Source organism: Roseomonas sp. TAS13 (genome assembly GCF_001950415.1).
In the GTDB taxonomy this organism is placed as follows: Bacteria; Pseudomonadota; Alphaproteobacteria; order Acetobacterales; family Acetobacteraceae; genus Roseomonas; species Roseomonas mucosa.
Genome location: NZ_BDLP01000058.1, coordinates 1 through 17,555 on the forward strand (window position 1 = coordinate 1; position 17,555 = coordinate 17,555).

At 69.1% G+C, this 17,555-nt stretch carries 16 protein-coding genes and 2 pseudogenes; all 18 read left to right on the forward strand.

Going from position 1 to position 17,555, the window contains the following annotated elements; all coding sequences use genetic code 11:
• Window positions 1-409, forward strand: a pseudogene (locus tag ROTAS13_RS07280) (UDP-2,3-diacylglucosamine diphosphatase); the annotation flags it as partial.
• Window positions 410-436: 27 nt separating this feature from the next.
• Complete coding sequence (locus tag ROTAS13_RS07285) at window positions 437-1,117, forward strand: class I SAM-dependent methyltransferase (protein WP_083755428.1); 681 nt, start codon at window positions 437-439, stop codon at window positions 1,115-1,117.
• Between the two features lie 121 nt (window positions 1,118-1,238).
• Window positions 1,239-2,375, forward strand: a complete 1,137-nt coding sequence (locus tag ROTAS13_RS07290) for an ABC transporter ATP-binding protein (RefSeq protein WP_075821945.1) — start codon at window positions 1,239-1,241, stop codon at window positions 2,373-2,375.
• A complete protein-coding gene (locus tag ROTAS13_RS07295) occupies window positions 2,368-3,285 on the forward strand; it encodes a carbohydrate ABC transporter permease (RefSeq protein WP_075821946.1) in 918 nt (305 codons plus the stop codon). The genes ROTAS13_RS07290 and ROTAS13_RS07295 overlap by 8 nt, the downstream gene beginning before the upstream one ends.
• Window positions 3,278-4,120, forward strand: coding sequence for a carbohydrate ABC transporter permease (locus tag ROTAS13_RS07300; protein WP_075821947.1), 843 nt, complete (start codon window positions 3,278-3,280; stop codon window positions 4,118-4,120). The genes ROTAS13_RS07295 and ROTAS13_RS07300 overlap by 8 nt, the downstream gene beginning before the upstream one ends.
• A gap of 32 nt (window positions 4,121-4,152) precedes the next feature.
• On the forward strand, window positions 4,153-5,442 hold the full coding sequence (locus tag ROTAS13_RS07305) for an ABC transporter substrate-binding protein (protein WP_075821948.1): 1,290 nt from the start codon (window positions 4,153-4,155) through the stop codon (window positions 5,440-5,442).
• 4 nt (window positions 5,443-5,446) lie between these two features.
• A complete protein-coding gene (locus ROTAS13_RS07310; RefSeq protein ID WP_075821949.1) occupies window positions 5,447-6,295 on the forward strand; it encodes a metallophosphoesterase in 849 nt (282 codons plus the stop codon).
• Between the two features lie 254 nt (window positions 6,296-6,549).
• Window positions 6,550-7,059: a hypothetical protein gene (locus tag ROTAS13_RS27740; RefSeq protein ID WP_216348605.1), complete on the forward strand. Its 510-nt coding sequence runs from the start codon at window positions 6,550-6,552 to the stop codon at window positions 7,057-7,059.
• A gap of 275 nt (window positions 7,060-7,334) precedes the next feature.
• Entirely contained in the window at window positions 7,335-7,493 is a 159-nt protein-coding gene (locus ROTAS13_RS07320; RefSeq protein WP_216348606.1) for an acetone carboxylase subunit gamma, read from the forward strand.
• 432 nt (window positions 7,494-7,925) lie between these two features.
• On the forward strand, window positions 7,926-8,978 hold the full coding sequence (locus ROTAS13_RS07325) for an ABC transporter substrate-binding protein (RefSeq protein ID WP_075821950.1): 1,053 nt from the start codon (window positions 7,926-7,928) through the stop codon (window positions 8,976-8,978).
• Window positions 8,978-9,976 carry an ABC transporter permease gene (locus tag ROTAS13_RS07330; RefSeq protein ID WP_075821951.1) on the forward strand — a complete coding sequence of 333 codons (999 nt, stop codon included), beginning with the start codon at window positions 8,978-8,980 and terminating at the stop codon, window positions 9,974-9,976. The genes ROTAS13_RS07325 and ROTAS13_RS07330 overlap by 1 nt, the downstream gene beginning before the upstream one ends.
• A 44-nt stretch (window positions 9,977-10,020) precedes the next feature.
• On the forward strand, window positions 10,021-10,764 hold the full coding sequence (locus ROTAS13_RS07335; RefSeq protein WP_171979050.1) for an ABC transporter ATP-binding protein: 744 nt from the start codon (window positions 10,021-10,023) through the stop codon (window positions 10,762-10,764).
• Window positions 10,765-11,117: 353 nt separating this feature from the next.
• Window positions 11,118-12,278 carry an LLM class flavin-dependent oxidoreductase gene (locus ROTAS13_RS07340; protein WP_075821953.1) on the forward strand — a complete coding sequence of 387 codons (1,161 nt, stop codon included), beginning with the start codon at window positions 11,118-11,120 and terminating at the stop codon, window positions 12,276-12,278.
• Between the two features lie 11 nt (window positions 12,279-12,289).
• Window positions 12,290-13,603, forward strand: coding sequence for an O-acetylhomoserine aminocarboxypropyltransferase/cysteine synthase family protein (locus ROTAS13_RS07345; protein ID WP_075821954.1), 1,314 nt, complete (start codon window positions 12,290-12,292; stop codon window positions 13,601-13,603).
• 19 nt (window positions 13,604-13,622) lie between these two features.
• Window positions 13,623-14,666, forward strand: coding sequence for an isopenicillin N synthase family oxygenase (locus tag ROTAS13_RS07350; RefSeq protein ID WP_075821955.1), 1,044 nt, complete (start codon window positions 13,623-13,625; stop codon window positions 14,664-14,666).
• A gap of 269 nt (window positions 14,667-14,935) precedes the next feature.
• A complete protein-coding gene (locus tag ROTAS13_RS07355; RefSeq protein ID WP_253187644.1) occupies window positions 14,936-15,907 on the forward strand; it encodes an aliphatic sulfonate ABC transporter substrate-binding protein in 972 nt (323 codons plus the stop codon).
• On the forward strand, window positions 15,904-17,088 hold the full coding sequence (gene ssuD / locus ROTAS13_RS07360) for an FMNH2-dependent alkanesulfonate monooxygenase (protein WP_019462047.1): 1,185 nt from the start codon (window positions 15,904-15,906) through the stop codon (window positions 17,086-17,088). Before ROTAS13_RS07355 ends, ssuD begins: the two co-directional genes overlap by 4 nt.
• A 346-nt stretch (window positions 17,089-17,434) precedes the next feature.
• Window positions 17,435-17,555 (forward strand): annotated as a pseudogene (locus ROTAS13_RS28030) (helix-turn-helix domain-containing protein); the annotation flags it as partial.

A 17,555-nucleotide genomic window follows, 5' to 3' on the forward strand; every position in this document is an offset into this window, starting at 1 on the left:
CTGGTTCAACACCGCCCGGCGGCGGATGGGATACCCCTACTGGTCGCTGTCGCAATGGCTGAAGCGGCGTGTGAAGGAAGCCGTCAAGGCGATCGACCGCTTCGAGGAGTCGCTGGCGCACGAGGCACTGCGTGGCGGCTATGACGGCGTCATCTGCGGCCACATCCATCATGCCGAGATGCGCGACATCGGCGGCGTGACCTACATGAACACCGGAGACTGGGTGGAGTCCTGCACCGCCCTGGTGGAGCATCCCGACGGACGCTTCGAACTGCTGGACTGGTCGAGGCGCAGCCCGCCCGTGCCCCGGCCGGTGGCGCCGGCGGCTGGAACTCCCGTCCCCGCCTTTCCCGTCCCGGCCTTTCCCATTGCTGGGCCGCCCGGCGTGGCGGGCGAAGCCGGCGCGTGACGGGGACCCTGAACGAGGATCCACGGATTGTCTGTTTCGACCCTTCTGCCGCGGATCGCGCGGCTTGCCACCGTCATGCGGAAGCCCGGTTCCGGGGATGCTTCGGACCGCCCTCTCACCCAGGCGTCCGGCGCGTCTGAACCGGGCCGCGGGATCGCCAACGCGAGCCTGTTCCTGAAGCAGTGGGCGAGCAACCCGCTGCGCATGGGCAGCGTGGTGCCGTCCTCCCCGGCCCTGTGCGGGCGGATCGCCCGGCTGACCCGGGCCGACGAGGGGGAGATCGTGGTGGAGCTCGGCGCCGGTACGGGCGTGGTGTCCCGGGCCCTGCTGGCGCAGGGACTGGCGCCGGAGCGGCTCACCGTGGTCGAGATCGAGAGCGAGATGGCCCAGCATCTGCGCCGCAAGCTGCCCGGCGCCTGTGTTGTCACGGGCGATGCCTTCGACCTGCCGCGCCTGATCCCGGAGAACCTGCATGGGCGCGTCGGCACGGTGATCTGCGGGATTCCGCTGGTGCTGTTGCCGCTGGAGCGGCAGCGGCGCTTCGTGCAGGCGGTGGAGGCCGTCGCGCCGGGGCGGGGCTTCCTGCTCTACACCTATTGCATCACGTCGCCCCTGCCCTACCGGCAGCTCGGGCTGAGTGCCAAGCGGGAGGCCTGGACCCCGCTGAACCTGCCCCCCGCCAGCGTCTGGCACTACCGCCCGGCGTGACGTGGGCGGATGGTTCCCGGCGCTTCCGGCTGCCTGGGATTGCCATCAAAGCTTCGTGAAACCGCAACGGGTGCGTCATCCACCGGGCGCATGAGGCCGCCCGTCAATACGGAGATGCGGTTTGCCTGGGGTCCTGATCAGCGGAGTCACGAAGTCCTTCGGCGGGGCGCCGATCCTGTCCGGCGTTTCACTGGAGATGGCCGAAGGGGAGTTCATTGCGCTGGTGGGTCCTTCCGGTTGCGGCAAATCGACGTTGATGCGCATCGCCGCGGGGATCGAGCAGCCGGACCAGGGGCGCATCGAGATTGCCGGCCGCGACGTCACGCGGCGCCGCGCAGCCGAGCGAGACGTCGCCATGGTGTTCCAGTCCTACGCCCTCTATCCGCACCTGACCGCCGCGCAGAACATCGCCGTGCCGCTGGCCATGCGGCGGCTGAACGGCTGGCAGCGCGCGCCTTTCCTGGGCCGTTTCCTGCCGGGGACGTCGGCGGTCCGGCAGGGTATCCAGGCGGATGTGCAGAAGGCCGGGCGCGCCCTGGGCCTCGCCGGGCTGCTCGACCGCAAGCCCGGCCAGCTTTCCGGCGGGCAGCGGCAGCGCGTCGCCCTGGCGCGCGCCATGGTGCGGCAGCCGAAGCTCTTCCTGATGGACGAGCCGCTGTCCAACCTCGATGCCTCGCTGCGCGTCCAGACGCGGCGGGAGATCGTGGAGATCCACCGCCGCAGCGGCGCGGCCACGCTCTATGTGACGCATGACCAGTCCGAGGCGCTGACCATGGCCGACCGGGTCGCGGTCATGCTTGGCGGCCGCATCCTGCAGGTGGCCACGCCCGAGGCGATCTACAACGATCCGGCCGATCTGCGCGTCGCCACCTTCATCGGCTCGCCCCGCATCAACACCCTGCCGGCCGAGGCGGACGCGGATGGGATCGTCAGGGTCGCCGGCCTCGCCATCGGGCTGCGCGCCATGCCGGGGCCGCTGACGCTGGCCGTGCGGCCGGAGGACCTGCACCTCGCCTCCAACGGCCTGCCGGCCCGCGTCGAGGCGATGGAGTTCCTGGGCGAGAGCCTGTTGCTGCATCTGCGCCACCCGGAAAGCGGCTCCGCCCTGGTGCTGCGCCTGCCGCCGGAAGGCCGCTCCGGCATCCCCGGCGACGGGCAGGCCTTCCTGGGCTTCGACGCGGGCAAGGCGCTGCTTTTCGATGCCGCCGGACGGCGCTGCCCCTCGGCGGCGCTGGGCGCGGAACTGGCCCATGTCTGAGGCCGTGCTCGCGGCGCCCGCCGTTCGGGCGAGAGGGCATGGCGAAGCCCTCGCCGCCTGGCTGCTGAGCCTGCCGGCGGTGATCGCCTATGTGCTGATGATCCTGCTGCCGACCCTGGCGGCCGTGGCCATGGCCTTCACCGACTACGAGCTCGGTGCCGAGGGGTTCCACTGGGTCGGGCTCGACAACTTCGCCGAGCTCCTTTCGGATCGCGGCTTCGCCCAGTCGGTCCGCAACACCCTGGTCTATATCGGGCTGACCACGCCGGTTTCCGTTCTGGGCGGGCTGGGGCTGGCCGTGCTGATCGAGTCCGGCCTGCGCGGACGCGCCTTCTTCCGCGCCGTCTTCTTTCTGCCCGTCGTGTCGCTCGCGGTCGCCATGGCGGCGGCCTGGCAGTACCTGCTGCACCCCACCATCGGCCCGCTGAACGCCATGCTGCGCACCGTCGGCCTGCCGGGGCCGGCCTGGCTCTCCTCCTCCGACACGGTGCTGCTTTCCCTGGCCGCGATCGGGAGCTGGGAGAATCTGGGATTCAACATGGTGCTGTTCATGGCGGGGCTGACTGCCATCCCGCGCGAGCTCTACGCCGCCGCGGAGGTGGATGGCGTGCCCTCGGCCTGGGAGCGGTTCCGCCTCGTCACCTGGCCGCTGCTCGGCCCCACCACGCTCTTCGTGCTGACCATCACCATGATCCGGGCCCTGACGCGCTCCTTCGACCTCGTGGCCGTGCTGACGCAGGGCGGGCCGAACAACGCCTCCAACGTGCTGCTCTACAAGCTCTACGAGGAGGGGTTCACCTATTTCCGCCTCGGCTACGCGGCGGCGGTCACGCTGGTCTTCCTGGCCATCGTGCTGACGCTGATGTGGCTGCAGACGCGCTTCCTGGACAGGCAGGTGCATTATGGCTGAGCCGCGCGACACGCCCTTGCTGCGCGACCTGCCGCGCCTCGCTTTGCTGACCGTACTCGGGCTGCTGGTGCTGATGCCCTATATCTGGATGGTGGCCGCCAGCCTGAAGCCGCTGGACGAGATCTTCCGCGACTCCCTTTCGCTGCTGCCGCAGCGGTTCCATGCGGCGGAGAACTACGGCAAGGTCTTCGAGCGCATTCCTGTCTTTCGCTACCTGCTGAACGGCGTGGTGGTCTGCGGCGCCATCCTGTTCTTCCAGCTGCTCTTCGCGGTGCCGGCGGGCTATGCCCTGGCCAAGCTGCGTTTCCCGGGGCGGGAGGTGCTGTTCGGCGCGGTGATGCTCGGGCTGCTGGTGCCGGTGCAGACGACCGCCCTGCCGATCTACGTGACCCTCGCCTCGCTCGGCTGGCTGAACACCTATGCCGCGCTGGTCGCGCCCTTCACCATCTCGGTCTTCGCGATCTTCCTGTTCCGCCAGTTCTTCCGCTCCCTGCCGGACGACCTGCTGCATGCCGCCCGGCTGGACGGGATGGGCGAGATGGCCATCGTCTGGCGCATCGTCCTGCCCAATGCCTGGCCGGCGGCGACCGCCTTCGCGATCTTCTCGGTGGTGGCGCACTGGAACGACCTGTTCTGGCCCCTGCTGGTGGTCAGCGGGCCGGACCGCGCCACGCCGGCCCTGGGCGTGCTGTTCTTCCGCTCGGTGGATGCCGGCGACGACTACGGCGCGCTGATGGCCACTGCCGTGGTGATGACGGCCCCCCTGGTGATCGCCTTCCTCCTGGCCCAGCGGCGCTTCGTGGAAGGCATCGCCTCCACGGGGCTCAAGGGCTGACCCCGACAAGAACCGTATCCGGAGATACCATCATGAGTTTCGACCTCGGGCGCCGCAAGGCGCTGGCCCTGCCGCTCGCCGCCCTGGCCGCCCCTCTCGCCGCGCCGCGTATCGCCCGCGCCGCGGAGACGGAGATCACCGTCCATTACGCGCAGCCCTTCATCTACAAGGACAGCTACGACGCGATCATGGCCGAGTTCGCGAAGCGCGAGCCGGGGATCAAGGTCAACTTCATCAACACCCCGAACTACGAGGAGGGCGCGCAGCTCCTGCTGCGCCAGGCGGGCACCAACCAGCTCCCCGACCTCAGCTACCAGGGTTTCAACCGGCTGCGCGTCTTCGCCGAGCGCGGCATCGCCCAGGACCTGACGCCGCTGCTGCGGGAGGAAGGCGATCCCGCCAGGGCGGGCTATACGCCGAACATGCTGGCGCTGGGCCAGTTCGGCGGCATCCAGGCAGGGCTGGCCTATGCGGCCTCCAATCCGGTGACCTACTACAACGCTGATCTGGTGCGCCGCGCCGGCGGCGATCCCGGCAACTTCCCCGGGGACTGGAACGGCGTCCTGGAGCTGGCCGGGAAGATCCACCGTCTCGGCGATGGCGTCGAGGGCATGTGGTACACCTGGAACGGCGACGACTGGATGTTCTCCGCCCTGCTCTTCGGCGCCGGCGGCCGCATGCTGACGCCAGATGAACGCGACGTGGCCTTTGGAGGACCGGAGGGGCTGAACGCGCTGCGCCTGATCGACCGGATGGTGAAGGAGGGCGGCATGCCGAACCTCAGCGCCGCCGCGGCGCGCCAGGCTTTCGCCGCCGGCAAGCTCGGCATGATCTTCCAGACCACGGCGCTGGTGCGGGGCACGGTCGCGTCGGTGGGCGAGAACTTCCCGCTGCGCACCACGGAGATGCCGGTGATCGACGCGCAGAAGGGCCGGCTGCCGACCGGCGGCGCCGCCGGCATGCTGACCGCGAAGGACCCGGCGAAGCGCGCCGCCGCCTGGAAGTTCCTGCGCTTCTCCACCGGCCCCGAGGGGCAGGCGATGATGGTGAAGAACACCGGCTACCTGCCCTGCAACCAGATCGCGATCGACGACCCGCAGTACCTGGCGGGTTTCTACAAGGCGAACCCGCTCTTCGTGCCGGCGGTGCGCCAGATCCCGATCTCCGTCCCCTGGTACGCCTTTCCCGGCAGCAACAGCGTGCGCGTGACCCAGACGATGGTGGACAACATCGCCCGGGTGGTGGAACAGAAGGCGACGCCGGAGCAGGTCCTCCCGGACATGGTGGCCGAGGTGCGCCGCCTGCTGCCGCGGAAGGGCTGAACCCATGGTGTTCCGTCTCGCGCAGATCAGCGACACGCATCTCTCCCCGCGCCACCCTGTCTTCGACCGCAACTTTGCGGCCGTGGCGGAGCGGCTGCGGGCGGATCGGCCGGACCTCGTGGTCCATACCGGCGACATCTCCGCCCATGGCGAGTTGGGCGGGGAGGCCGGACAGGCGGAGCTGGAGCACGCCTTCGCCCGGCACCAGGAGATGGGGCTCGACTGGCTGGCCATCCCGGGCAACCACGACGTGGGCAACGACCCGGCCATCGCGGCGCGCGATGGCGCGGATGCGGAGCGTGTCGAGCGCTGGAACGGCATCTTCGGCGCCGACCGCTTCCTGCGGGACGTGCCGGGCTGGCGGCTGATCGGGCTGGACACCCTGATCACCGCGACCGAGATGGCCGGGGAGCAGTTCGCCTTCCTGGAGGATGCCCTGTCGGGGGCCACGGGGCGCAGCATCGCGATCTTCCTGCACAAGCCGCTTTGCGAGCAGGCGCTGGATGAGGCGGGCCGCAGCTACTGGCATGTGCTGGAGGCGCCGCGCCGCCGGATGGTGGAGATGTTTCGGGCGCATCCCCCGGCCTTCGTCGCCTCCGGCCATGTGCACCAGTGGCGCGATCGCGGCCTGTGCGAGGGAATCCGGCAGATCTGGGCCCCTGCGGTCGCCTTCCATGTCGGCGATGCCTGGGCGGACGGAAAGCCCTTTGGCGAGAAGGTGCAGGGCTATGTGATGCATGCCCTGCACCCGGATGGCCGGCACGAGTACGGGCTGGTCCGGCCGGAAGGCCTCCAGCCGCACGATATCGGCCGTATGCCGGACATCTACGGCCAGTTGCAGCCGGCCGGCTGACCCGCCTGCTCCTTGGCTGCCTGGTTGTGGGACGGCCTTGGCGTCCTCAGCGACTGGGCATGCCCGGGCGAGTTTGCGGCGGGGAGCTGGCTGAGCCCCTCGTCTGTCCGGGTCGTTGGATCAAGGCCTCATCAGGCGGCGCGGGCAAGTATCGCGGCGGCTGTGGCTTCCAATCTCTTCGCATAGTCTGGAATGCCAAGGACTGGACCATGTTCTTCATGGGCAATGGGCACATTTCTTCCGACTGAGGGCTGATGGGTGGCTATCCGGCGGCCTCCGACTACCGCTTCGCCGCACACGACACAGGGCTGAAGGACATCATCGCCAAAGGAGGCGAGATACCGCCCGGCGGCGACACGGATCCGCAGAACCCGCGCTGGGACGCAATGATCGGCGATGCACGGATCAAGCGCGACAAGCAGTCCATCACCACGGAGGAGATGTTCAGGGACTACGACCTCTCCCTCAACTACGTGCGCGGTGGGCCGGGCTTCGGCGACCCGCTGGACCGCGAGCCCCAGAAGGTCGCGGATGATGTCAATGGTGGCTACCTGACCGATCGCTTCGCAGCCTCCGTCTATGGCGTGGTGCTGAGCAAGGCCGCTGATGGCCTGGCCGGCGTTGACGAGGCCAAGACCAGTATCCTGCGCGACCGCATCCGCAAGGAGCGTCTCGCCAAGGCGGTTCCGGCCAGCACCTGGATGAAGCAGGAGCGTGAGAGGATCCTCTCGAAGGAGGCTGGCCCTCAGGTCCAGCAGATGTAGGCAGCCAGCTTCAAGCTCGGTTCGCGGTGGGAGGAGGGCTTCCGGAAATTCTGGAACCTGCCAGAGGACTGGCGGCTGATGGAAGCGGACCTGCCGATCCCATCCTATGGCCGCGAATACTCGATGGGCCTTTCGGAACTCCCTGACGTCAAGACGGCATCCTTCGTCAAGGAGTGACGTCGCTGCGGGGCATCCCTCATGCGCGGGATGCCCTGTCCAACCTGATTCACGAGATGGAGGAGATTTAACCCCCGGTTGATGGCACCCTCCACCGAATGGCAGGTGATCGTGAGTACTTCTGCCCGCTTTCGGGCGATCTGCTGGATGTCGAGGCCCCTACGCCCTGGTACTCCATCATTCATGACTTCGAGCCGGATATCGATACCTTCTACAAGAACTGGCTCGGCCTGGATGTTCCTGAGCGGGTGGCATAGGCGCCCGAAACCGTAATCGTCATGCCCTTGCCACGGTATTGGCAAGTTGAGGGGCGGTCGTCGGGACGGTCCGGCCAGCGCAAACTGGCGGGATGATGCCAGAGCCTGCCACCTGGCCCGGCTACCGCTTTCCGGCGCAGATCGTCCCTTCCCGCCCCCACGTGAGGCGCCCTCTACCCCATACGCCAGTCGCGCAATCCGCCACGGCCGGGTCAGACCGCATGCAGGGAGAACGGCCTCTTCCGAGCGCATCGCGGAGAGGAATGTTCCTCGGCAACAGTGAAATAGAAATCCCCATGCTTTTGACTATTTTCCATAGTGATTCTCTTATTAACACGAAGATAAACGATCTTTAGTGGGGGCCGGATGCTGCTGAGACATCGAACGGGAGGAGTTCGGGGCAGGATTCCCAACGGCCTGGATCGGCGGACCGTGCTGGGCGCCGCGGGCCTTGCCAGCCTGTCGCTGCCACTGATGGGGTTTGCGCCACGTGCGGGCGGCCCCTCCGATGCGTTGGACGCGCTGCTTCGCGACGCCCCGATCTGCCGTGCCGATGCAACGGGCGCCGCATCTGGCACCGCCCTGCGTAAGCTGACGCTTGCCTGGAACGCGACCGCCATCTGCACCTCGCCCGTCGCGGTGGCACAGCAGCAGGGCATTCTGGCGAAGCATGGGCTGGAGGTCGAGTTCGTCAATTTCGGCTCCTCCACCGAGGCCCTGCTGGAGGCGATCGCGACCCGCAAGGCAGATGCCGGTGTGGGCATGGCGCTGCGCTGGCTCAAGCCGTTGGAGATGGGCTTCGACGTCAAGATCACCGGCGGCACGCATGGCGGCTGCATGCGGCTGATCGGCGACCCCGCGGCCGGCGTCACGGGCGATGTCGCCTCGCTGCGCGGCAAGACCATCGCCACGGCCGACATGGGCGGCGCCGACAAGAACTTCTTCTCCATGCTGCTCAAGCGGCGCGGCATCGACCCGGACCGCGACGTCACCTGGAAGGTCTTCCCCGCCCATGTCTTCGGCCTGGCGCTGGAGCGTGGCGAGGCGCAGGCCGTCTCCGGCGGGGACCCGATCGCCTGGCTGCTGCAAAGGGACCGAAAGCTGGTGGAGGTCGCCACCAATCTTTCCGGCGAATGGGCTGACCGCGCCTGTTGCATCATCGGCGTCAGTGGCGCGCTGGTCAGGAACGAGCCGCAGGTGGCCGCCGCGCTTACGCGCTCCCTGCTGGAGGCGCAGGACCTTGCCGCCCATGACCCCGCTGTGGCGGTGGACACCTTCCTGACCTATGCCCCGGCCAGCACCAGCCGTGACGATCTCATCGCCATGATGCGCAGCCATACCCATGGCCACCATCCCACCGGCCGCGCGATCCGCGACGAGATCGAGCTCTATGCGGAAGAGCTCAAGTCGGTCGGGGTCATGCGCGCCGGCACCGATCCGAAGCGCTTCGCCGGGCGCGTCACCGCCGACGTGCTGGGGGCGTGATGAGCGGCGCCACCGTCGCCGGGGCCGGCAATGCCCCGATCGAGACCGGAAGGGCCAGGGCCTGGGGAAGCAGCCTTCTGGCCGGCTTCGTCTGGATCGCCGCCGCCGGCGTCATCGCCGTGCCGGAGGACGCCATCGAGGTCGGCCGGACGCGGGAGCTTGCCCTGGCCGCCGCGCTTCTCGGCGGTGTACTGCTCCTTTCCGCCGTGCTCTCCCCCTGGCTCGGCAAGGCGGGCGGGAAACTGCGCGCGGCGGGGCCCTGGCTTACCGTCCTGCCGCTGGCCCAGATCGGCTGGGAGTTGCTGACCGCCAAGCTCGCCCTGCTCCCCCTGCCCTTCTTCGCTTCGCCACAAGGTCTGCTGGAAGTCTATCTGGAGGACTGGCCACGCCTGGGCGAGAGCGTGCTGCGCTCGCTCTGGCTGCTGGTCAGCGGCTATGCCATCGGCGCCGCGGCGGGTTTCGTGGCCGGCGTGGCGCTCGGCTGGTCGCGCGCCATCGGCTACTGGGTGCATCCGGTGCTGCGGCTGATCGGGCCGCTGCCCGCCACGGCCTGGCTGCCGATCGCCTTCTTCGCCTTTCCGACCAGCGGCAGCGCCAGCACCTTCCTTGTCGCGCTGGCGAGCTGGTTCCCGGTGACGGTGCTCACCTGGTCCGGCGTTTCGGGCGTCAACAAGGCCTATTACGACATCGCCCGCACGATGGGCGCCAGCCAGAGCTTCCTCGTGCTCAAGGTTGCCGTGCCGGCGGCGCTGCCGCAGGTCTTTGTCGGCCTCTTCATGGGCCTCGGCGCCTCCTTCTCCGTTCTTGTGGTGGCGGAGATGCTGGGCGTGAAGGCCGGTCTCGGCTGGTATCTGCAATGGGCCCAGGGCTGGGCGGCCTATGGCAACATGTACGCGGCGCTGCTGCTCATGGCGCTGATGTGCTCCACGCTGACGACGCTCCTCTTCAAGGGCCGCGACCGGCTCCTCGCCTGGCAGAAGGGAACCGTGCGGTGGTGAGCGCAGCGCTTCACAGGGCTCCGGTGGTGGAGCGGGTCCAAGGCATGGCGCTGGAGATCCGCCACGCCAGCCAGGCTTTCCAGCTGGAGGGCCAGCCCCTGCCGGTGCTGGACAACGTCTCCCTTTCCGTGCGGCCGGGCGAGTTCGTGGCGCTGCTCGGCCCCTCGGGCTGCGGCAAGTCCACGCTGCTGCGGCTGCTGGCCGGACTGGACGCGCCCGTCTCGGGGCAGGTTCTGGGCGACGGCGCGGCGATCACCGCGCCCGATCCCTCCCGCGTCCTGGTGTTCCAGGACCCGACGCTCTATCCCTGGCGCACCGTGCGGGCCAATGTCGCGCTGGGGTTGGAGGCGCGTGGCCTGTTGCGCCGCCAGGATCACCGGGTGCAGGAGGCGATCGACCTCGTCGGCCTGACGGGCTTCGAGACCGCCTATCCGCACCAGCTTTCCGGCGGCATGTCCCAGCGCGTTGCCCTGGCGCGCGCCCTGGTGAACGATCCGCGCCTGCTCCTGCTCGACGAGCCGCTGGGCAAGCTCGACAGCCTCACCCGCCTGTCGATGCAGGCGGAGCTGGTGCGCCTGTGGCAGCGATCCGGCCTCACCGCCCTGCTGGTGACGCATGACGTCGAGGAGGCGCTGATCCTGGCGCAGCGCGTGGTGGTGTTCAGCCCCCGCCCGGCGCGCATCACGGCGGAGCTGGTGGTGGACCGCCCCTATCCCCGGCATCGCGACGATCCGCATCTGGTTGCCCTGCGGCGCGAGGCGCTGGGCTTGCTGGGGCTGGAGGGATGACGGTGTGGCTCCAGAGGGAAGGCGTCCGGGGCAATCCGTCATGATCGGTATCGTCTGGCGCAGCCTGCTGCTGCTCGGCCTGTTCCTCGCCGGGCTGAACCTCCTGGGCCTCATCCCGCAGGAGGCCTCCCGCCCATCGGTGGTGGCCGAGCGGTGAGCCCGGTGGCGCGCCTCGTCCCCTGGCCGGATCAGGGATTCGCGGCCCGGCCGCGATGTCGGGGCGGCCGCCCCGGCTGACGGCCCGACGGTCCGGAAGCCCGGGCGGCCATGGCCCACCGGACGGCGCCCCATCGTTGGGCGCCATCCCGCAAGGCCGCGCCCCGCACCGATACGAATCACGAGGACATCGCAGCATGAGTGTGCACATCACCGGGATGATCTGGGCCCGCCCGACCTCCGACCTGGAGGTGACCGGCGGCCCCGCCGTGCAGCCCGATTTCATCGAGCGCATCACCCTGGCGCATGAGGAGGCAGGCTTCGACCGCGTCCTGGCCGGGTACTGGACCAATGCCGCGGACGGCTTCCTGGTCCTGGCCCATGCCGCCTCGGTGGCCAAGCGCATCCATTTCCTGCTCGCGCACCGGCCGGGCTTCGTTTCCCCCACTTTGGCGGCGCGCAAGATCGCCACGCTGGAGAACCTGACCGGCGGCCGGCTGGCCCTGCACGTGATCTCGGGCGGGGAGGATGCCGACCAGCGCAAGGATGGCGACCATGCCAGCCATTCCGAGCGCTACCGCCGCACCGACGAGTTCCTGGAGGTGGTGCAGAGGACATGGACCGCCACGGAACCCTTCGACCATGTGGGCGAGTTCTACTCGGTCGAGCAGGCCTGGTCCGACGTGCGGCCGATCCAGCCGAAGCTGCCGGTCTTCTTCGGTGGCGCCTCGGACGCCGCGATCCGCGTCGCGCAGAAATACGCCGATGTCTATGCCCTGTTCGGCGAGCCCCTGGCCGAGACCGCGGCCATGCTGGCCCGGCTGCGCGCCTGCCTGCCGCGTGGGCGGGAACTGGCCTTCTCCTGGTCCAACCGGCCCATTCTGGGAGCCACCGAGGCCGAGGCCTGGGACCGCGCCCGGCATATCCGCGAGCGTGCTCTGGCCAAGCTGGCACGGGCCGGCGGGAGCGGGCTGATCCCGGGCGGCCAGGCGGTGAACTCCCAGCGCCTCGTTGCCCTGTCGCAGCGCGGCGAGGTGCTGGACGAGCGGCTCTGGACCACCATGGCCGGGGTGCTGGGCGGGCGCGGCAACAGCACCGCGCTGGTCGGCACGCCGGAGCAGGTCGCGCGTTCCATGCTGCGCTACCGGGAGCTCGGGGTGAGCCACTACATTCTCCGCGGCTGGGACCCGCTGCCGGACGCCATCGAATACGGGCACGAGCTCATCCCGCTGCTGCGGGAACTGGCCGAGGCGCAGGACCGGCGGCGCCTGAGCGTTCCGGCCCATACCCTCGCCTCCCGCCGCCTCGACGTCCGGCAGGCGATCGACACCAGCCTCGCCCCATCCACCCAGGGCTGAAGGAGATCCCGATGTCCGAACCTTCCCTGCATCCCGACACCCTGGCCCTGCATGGCGGCTGGCGTGCCGACCCCACCCATGGCGCGGTGGCGGTGCCGATCTACCAGACCACCTCCTACCAGTTCGAGAGCAGCGAACATGCGCGCCGCCTCTTCGGGCTGGAACAGCTCGGCTACATCTATTCCCGCACCGGCAACCCGACCGTCGATGCGCTGGAGCAGCGCCTCGCCGCGCTGGAGGGAGGCGTCGCGGCCCTGGCGCTCGGCTCGGGGCAGGCGGCTTCCGCCTTCTCGGTGCTGGCCCTGGCGCGGGCGGGAGACAACATCGTCTCCTCGACCGATCTCTATGGCGGAACCTGGAACCTCTTCGCCAACACCCTGTCGCGCTTCGGCATCGAGACTCGCTTCGTCGATCCCACGGACCCGGAGAACTTCCGCCGCGCCACCGACGAACGCACACGCGCCTATTATGGCGAGACGCTGCCCAATCCGAAGCTGGTCGTGTTCCCGATCGCCGAGGTCGCGGCGATCGGCCGGCCGCTGGGCATCCCCCTGATCCTGGACAATACGGCGGCGCCGCTGCTGGCGCGGCCGCTGGATCATGGGGCGGCCATCGTGATCTATTCCGCCACCAAGTATCTCGGAGGCCACGGCACCAGCATCGCCGGCGCCGTGATCGATGGCGGGAAGTTCGACTGGCGCGCGGTGCCGGAACGGCAGCCTTCCCTCAACACGCCCGATCCGAGCTACCACGGCATGATCTGGACCGAGGCGGCGCCGCGGCTCGGCGTCCCGCCCTATCTGGCGGCGCTGCGCTCCTCGATCCAGCGCGACCTCGGCGCCCCGCTCTCGCCCTTCAACGCCTTCCAGATCCTCCAGGGCGTCGAGACGCTGCCCCTGCGCATGCGGCGGCACAGCGAGACGGCCGCCGTGGTGGCGCAATGGCTGTCGCGCCGCCCGGAGGTGACCCGGGTCATCCACCCGTCGATGCAGGGTGGGGAAGCCCGCGCCCGGGCCGGGCGCGTCCTGCACGGAGGCTTCGGCGGCCTGGTGGGGGTGGAACTGGCGGGGGGCCTCGACGCCGGGCGGCGCTTCATCGACGCGCTGAAGCTGTTCTACCATGTCGCCAATATCGGCGACGCGCGCAGCCTGGCGATCCATCCGGCCAGCACCACCCACAGCCAGCTCTCGGCCGAGGAGCAGGTCCTGACCGGCGTGACGCCGGGCTACGTACGGCTCTCGATCGGGCTGGAACATGCGGTGGATCTCCTGGCCGACCTGGCGCAGGGCCTCGACGCCGCCGGACAACTGGCGAAAGCCGCCTGACAGACAAGGGAAACGCGAGATGTCCTTCGCAGACGACATTGTCACCGTTCCGGCCGTCCCCCGGCCGGACCTGCCTCTCCTCGACCTTCGCCGCCTCGATGGCACGCCGGAGGAACGCGCCGCCTTCCTCACGGATCTGCGCCATGCCGCGCGGGAGGTCGGCTTCTTCTACCTGTCGGGGCACGGTGTTTCCGAGGCGCTGGAAGCGGAGGTGCGCGACATCTCCCGCCGTTTCTTCGCCCTGCCGGAAGCGGAGAAGCTGAAGGTCCAGATGATCCACTCGCCGCATTTCCGCGGCTACAACCGCGCCGGGCTGGAGTTGACGCGCGGCCGCCCGGACTGGCGCGAGCAGTTCGACGTGCATTCCGAGCGCGATGCGCTGCCTATCGGGCCGGACACGCCGCCCTGGGCGCGCCTCCAGGGGCCCAATCTCTGGCCCGACAAGGCCCTGCCGGAGCTTCGTCCCGTGCTCCTGCAATGGCAGTCGGAGCTGACGCGCGTGGCCATCCGTCTCGTGCAGGCTTTCACGGAGGCACTGGTCGGCGATCCGGATGCCCTGGCGCCGATCTATCGGGAGAACCCGAACCAGACGATGAAGATCATCCGCTACCCGGCGCGGCTGACGGATGACGCGGCGCAGGGCGTGGGGCCGCACAAGGACAGCGGGTTGCTGACCTTCGTGCTCCAGGACGACACGGGCGGGCTGCAGGTGGAAACGGAGAAGGGCTGGGTCGAGGCCGTGCCGCGCACCGGTACCTTCGTGGTCAATATCGGCGAGCTCCTGGAACTCGCCTCCAATGGCTACCTGAAGGCGACGGTGCATCGTGTCGTGAGCCCGAAGGTGGGGCGGGACCGTTATTCCGTGGCCTTCTTCCTGGGCGCGCGGCTGGATGCCACCGTGCCGCTGCTAGATCTTCCGCCGGCCCTGGCGGCGGAGGCCAAGGGGCCGGCCAGCGACCCGGAGAACCCGCTGTTCCGCAATGTCGGCGCCAACTACCTGAAGGGACGGCTCCGCTCGCACCCCGATGTGGCGCAGCGCCATCACGCCGACCTGCTGCGGTAGGACCGGAACGGACGCCATGGGCCCGGGGGTGGGCCGTGGCGCCGGACTTTCATCGGCACGCGCCGAGATCTGGTTCCGGCCGGAAGAAACCTCTCCCGCACGGCTTCCTCATGCGTCGATTTTGCTTCGTATCGCGGCAACTTTGAAAACGCCGTCCATGGCAATCCCGCCACCTTCCCGGTAGCCCTTGGAGCCCGGCATTCGGCCAGGATGGCGTCAGCCGAAAACCCAGACCGGGCGACATGTTGAACCTGAAGTGGGAGACAGACGTGACATCGAGGCTTTCCCGGCGCCGCTTCGGCCTCGCCCTGGCCATTCCGGCTCTGACGGCTCCCGCCTTCATGGGACGATCCCGGGCACATGCCGCATCACCGGTCCGCATCGGCTATCAGAAGAACGGGTCGCTCGTGATCCTCCGACAACAGCGCCGGCTCGAGGCTCTCGGCATTCCGGCCGAGTGGATCGAGTTCCCGTCCGGCCCGCCGATGCTGGAGGCGCTGAACGCCGGCGCCGTGGATTTCGGTGCGACCGGCGACACGCCGCCGATCTTCGCCCAGGCCGCCGGCGCGGATCTCCTCTATGCCGGCGGCCAGCCCGTCAGCGGCCGCAATGCCGCGATCCTCGTGCGGAAGGATGCACCGATCCACAAGCTGGGTGACCTGAGAGGCAAGCGGCTGGCCTTCACCAAAGGATCGAGCGCCCATAATTTCGTTGTCCGCGCCCTGGCCTCGGCGTCTCTCGGTCCGGGCGACGTACAGGCCGTGCAATTGCAGCCCTCCGATGCCGCGGCGGCGTTCCGGCAGGGCAGCATCGATGCCTGGGCCATCTGGGATCCCTTCTTCGCCATCGCGCAGCAGGAACCCGGGACGCGTGTCCTGACGACGGCCGAGAACATCGCCCCGAGCAACAGCTTCTTCCTGGCCAGCCGCAACTTCGCCGAGCGGGACGCCGACAGGCTCCTCACGCTGCTCGGTGCCATCAACGAGGCCGCGGACTGGGCGGACCGGAACCCCGACGACCTCGCCCGCATCATGGCCGAGGTCACCGGCGTGCCGCTGGCGGTGCAGCGTGTCGCCGCCGCGCGCGGTGTCTATGCCGTGCAGGCCGTGGACGACGCCATTGTCGCACAGCAGCAGGCCATCGCAGACAGCTTCGCCACGCTGCGCATCATTCCACGGCGGATCGACATCCGTGCCGCCGTCTGGACACCGCCCCGCCAGATCGCCGGAGCCCGCCCATGAATGCCGAACCTTTTCCGGAGAGTGGTGCCGAGGCGCCGCCGCTGGACCTGATGTGGTTCCTGCCTTCCGGCGGGGACGGCTCCTATCTCGGCACCGGGAAGGGGCATCGGGTGGTGGACAACCGCTATCTGCGCCAGATCGCTCAGGCCGCCGACCAGCTCGGCTACAGTGGCGTGCTGCTGCCCACCGGCAATGGCTGCGAGGATGCACTCGTCACCGCCTCCTCCATCGCCCCCTTCACCGAGCGCCTGCGCTTCCTCGTGGCGCTACGCCCCGGACTGACCCTGCCGGGGGAGGCGGCGCGGCAGTACGCGGCGCTGGACCGGCTGACGGGTGGCCGCCTGATGGCCAATGTCGTCTGCGGCGGCAATCCCGCCGACCTCGCGGGTGACGGGCTCACCCTGGGCCATGACGAGCGCTATGCCCAGGCGGACGACTTCCTGACGATCTGGCGCGGCCTCATGGCCGGGCAGACGGTGCAGCACGAGGGAACGTACCTTTCGTCGCGGGGCGGGCGGCTGGCCTTCCCGCCCGTGCAGCGCCCGCATCCGCCGCTCTACTTCGGCGGATCGTCGCCGGCGGCCCATGCCCTGGCGGCGGCCCAGGCCGATGCCTACCTGACCTGGGGAGAGCCCGTCGCGGCGGTGGCCGGGAAGATCGCGGATGTGCGCAACCGGGCCGCCGCTCTCGGCCGCAGCCTGCGCTATGGAATCCGGCTGCACCTGATCGTGCGGGAAACCGAGGGCGAGGCCTGGGATGCGGCGCACCGGCTGATCCGCCACCTGTCCGACGACACCATCGCAACGGCGCAGCGCAAGCTGGCGCAGGAGAGCGACAGCGTTGGCCAGAAGCGGATGCTGGCGCTGCATGGCGGCTCACGCGAAAGGCTGGAGATCGCGCCGAACCTTTGGGCCGGTGTCGGCCTGGTCCGCGGCGGCGCGGGCACGGCGCTGGTCGGCGACCCTGAGACGGTGGCGGCGAGGATCCGCGAGTACCAGGCGCTCGGCATCGATACGCTGATTGCCTCCGGCTATCCACATCTGGAGGAAGCGTATCGTGTGGCGGACCTGCTTTTCCCGCTGCTGAACCTCTCCGCCCGGCCTAGCCCCGCCGTGGAAGGACCAAGCCTCGTGAACGGCGGCGGCGCCTTCATGACCACGGTGGAGAAGGCAAGCACCTGAAGACCGGTATGAGCGGCGTCCCTATGGCCGCCGCTCATGCCTCGCCCACCTGCGCGGGAGCCTGTTCCATGTTCCGATCACGGTGCCCACACTATGCGGTGCTGCTTTCCACGCGTGCGGGCCGCAGCGATCAGATGGATCGTTTCCTGCACGCCCCGTCCGGAGCGATGCTCTGGAAGTATGGGGATGGTGCTACATCGCCCAGCCTTCAGGAGCAGTGACAACCTTAGGGTGTGGATCGGCATGGAATAGGAACCCTGTTGGAGGGGTGATCGGCGTCCAAACGGGACCCCACTGACGGCGGGGTTCACAGTGGTTTCCGGGATGATCGGGAGCCAGTGCTGGGATGCTGGTCGTGGAGACAGTGGCAAAGATCCGGCGCCTGCACCGGGTGCAGGGCAAGTCGATCAAGGCGATCTGTCGTGAGCTCGGGATTTCGCGAAAGGTGGTCCGGAAGGTTCTGCGGT

Bases quoted from the DNA above. Each gene is read 5' to 3' on its own strand.
- ROTAS13_RS07330 (WP_075821951.1), top strand. From the start codon at position 8,978: ATGAGCGGCGCCACCGTCGCCGGGGCCGGCAATGCCCCGATCGAGACC.
- ROTAS13_RS07295 (WP_075821946.1), top strand. From the start codon at position 2,368: ATGTCTGAGGCCGTGCTCGCGGCGCCCGCCGTTCGGGCGAGAGGGCAT.
- ROTAS13_RS07305 (WP_075821948.1), top strand. From the start codon at position 4,153: ATGAGTTTCGACCTCGGGCGCCGCAAGGCGCTGGCCCTGCCGCTCGCC.
- ROTAS13_RS07320 (WP_216348606.1), top strand. From the start codon at position 7,335: ATGGCAGGTGATCGTGAGTACTTCTGCCCGCTTTCGGGCGATCTGCTG.
- ROTAS13_RS07345 (WP_075821954.1), top strand. From the start codon at position 12,290: ATGTCCGAACCTTCCCTGCATCCCGACACCCTGGCCCTGCATGGCGGC.
- ROTAS13_RS07350 (WP_075821955.1), top strand. From the start codon at position 13,623: ATGTCCTTCGCAGACGACATTGTCACCGTTCCGGCCGTCCCCCGGCCG.
- ROTAS13_RS07335 (WP_171979050.1), top strand. From the start codon at position 10,021: ATGGCGCTGGAGATCCGCCACGCCAGCCAGGCTTTCCAGCTGGAGGGC.
- ROTAS13_RS07300 (WP_075821947.1), top strand. From the start codon at position 3,278: ATGGCTGAGCCGCGCGACACGCCCTTGCTGCGCGACCTGCCGCGCCTC.
- ROTAS13_RS07310 (WP_075821949.1), top strand. From the start codon at position 5,447: ATGGTGTTCCGTCTCGCGCAGATCAGCGACACGCATCTCTCCCCGCGC.
- ROTAS13_RS07340 (WP_075821953.1), top strand. From the start codon at position 11,118: ATGAGTGTGCACATCACCGGGATGATCTGGGCCCGCCCGACCTCCGAC.
- ROTAS13_RS27740 (WP_216348605.1), top strand. From the start codon at position 6,550: ATGGGTGGCTATCCGGCGGCCTCCGACTACCGCTTCGCCGCACACGAC.
- ssuD (WP_019462047.1), top strand. From the start codon at position 15,904: ATGAATGCCGAACCTTTTCCGGAGAGTGGTGCCGAGGCGCCGCCGCTG.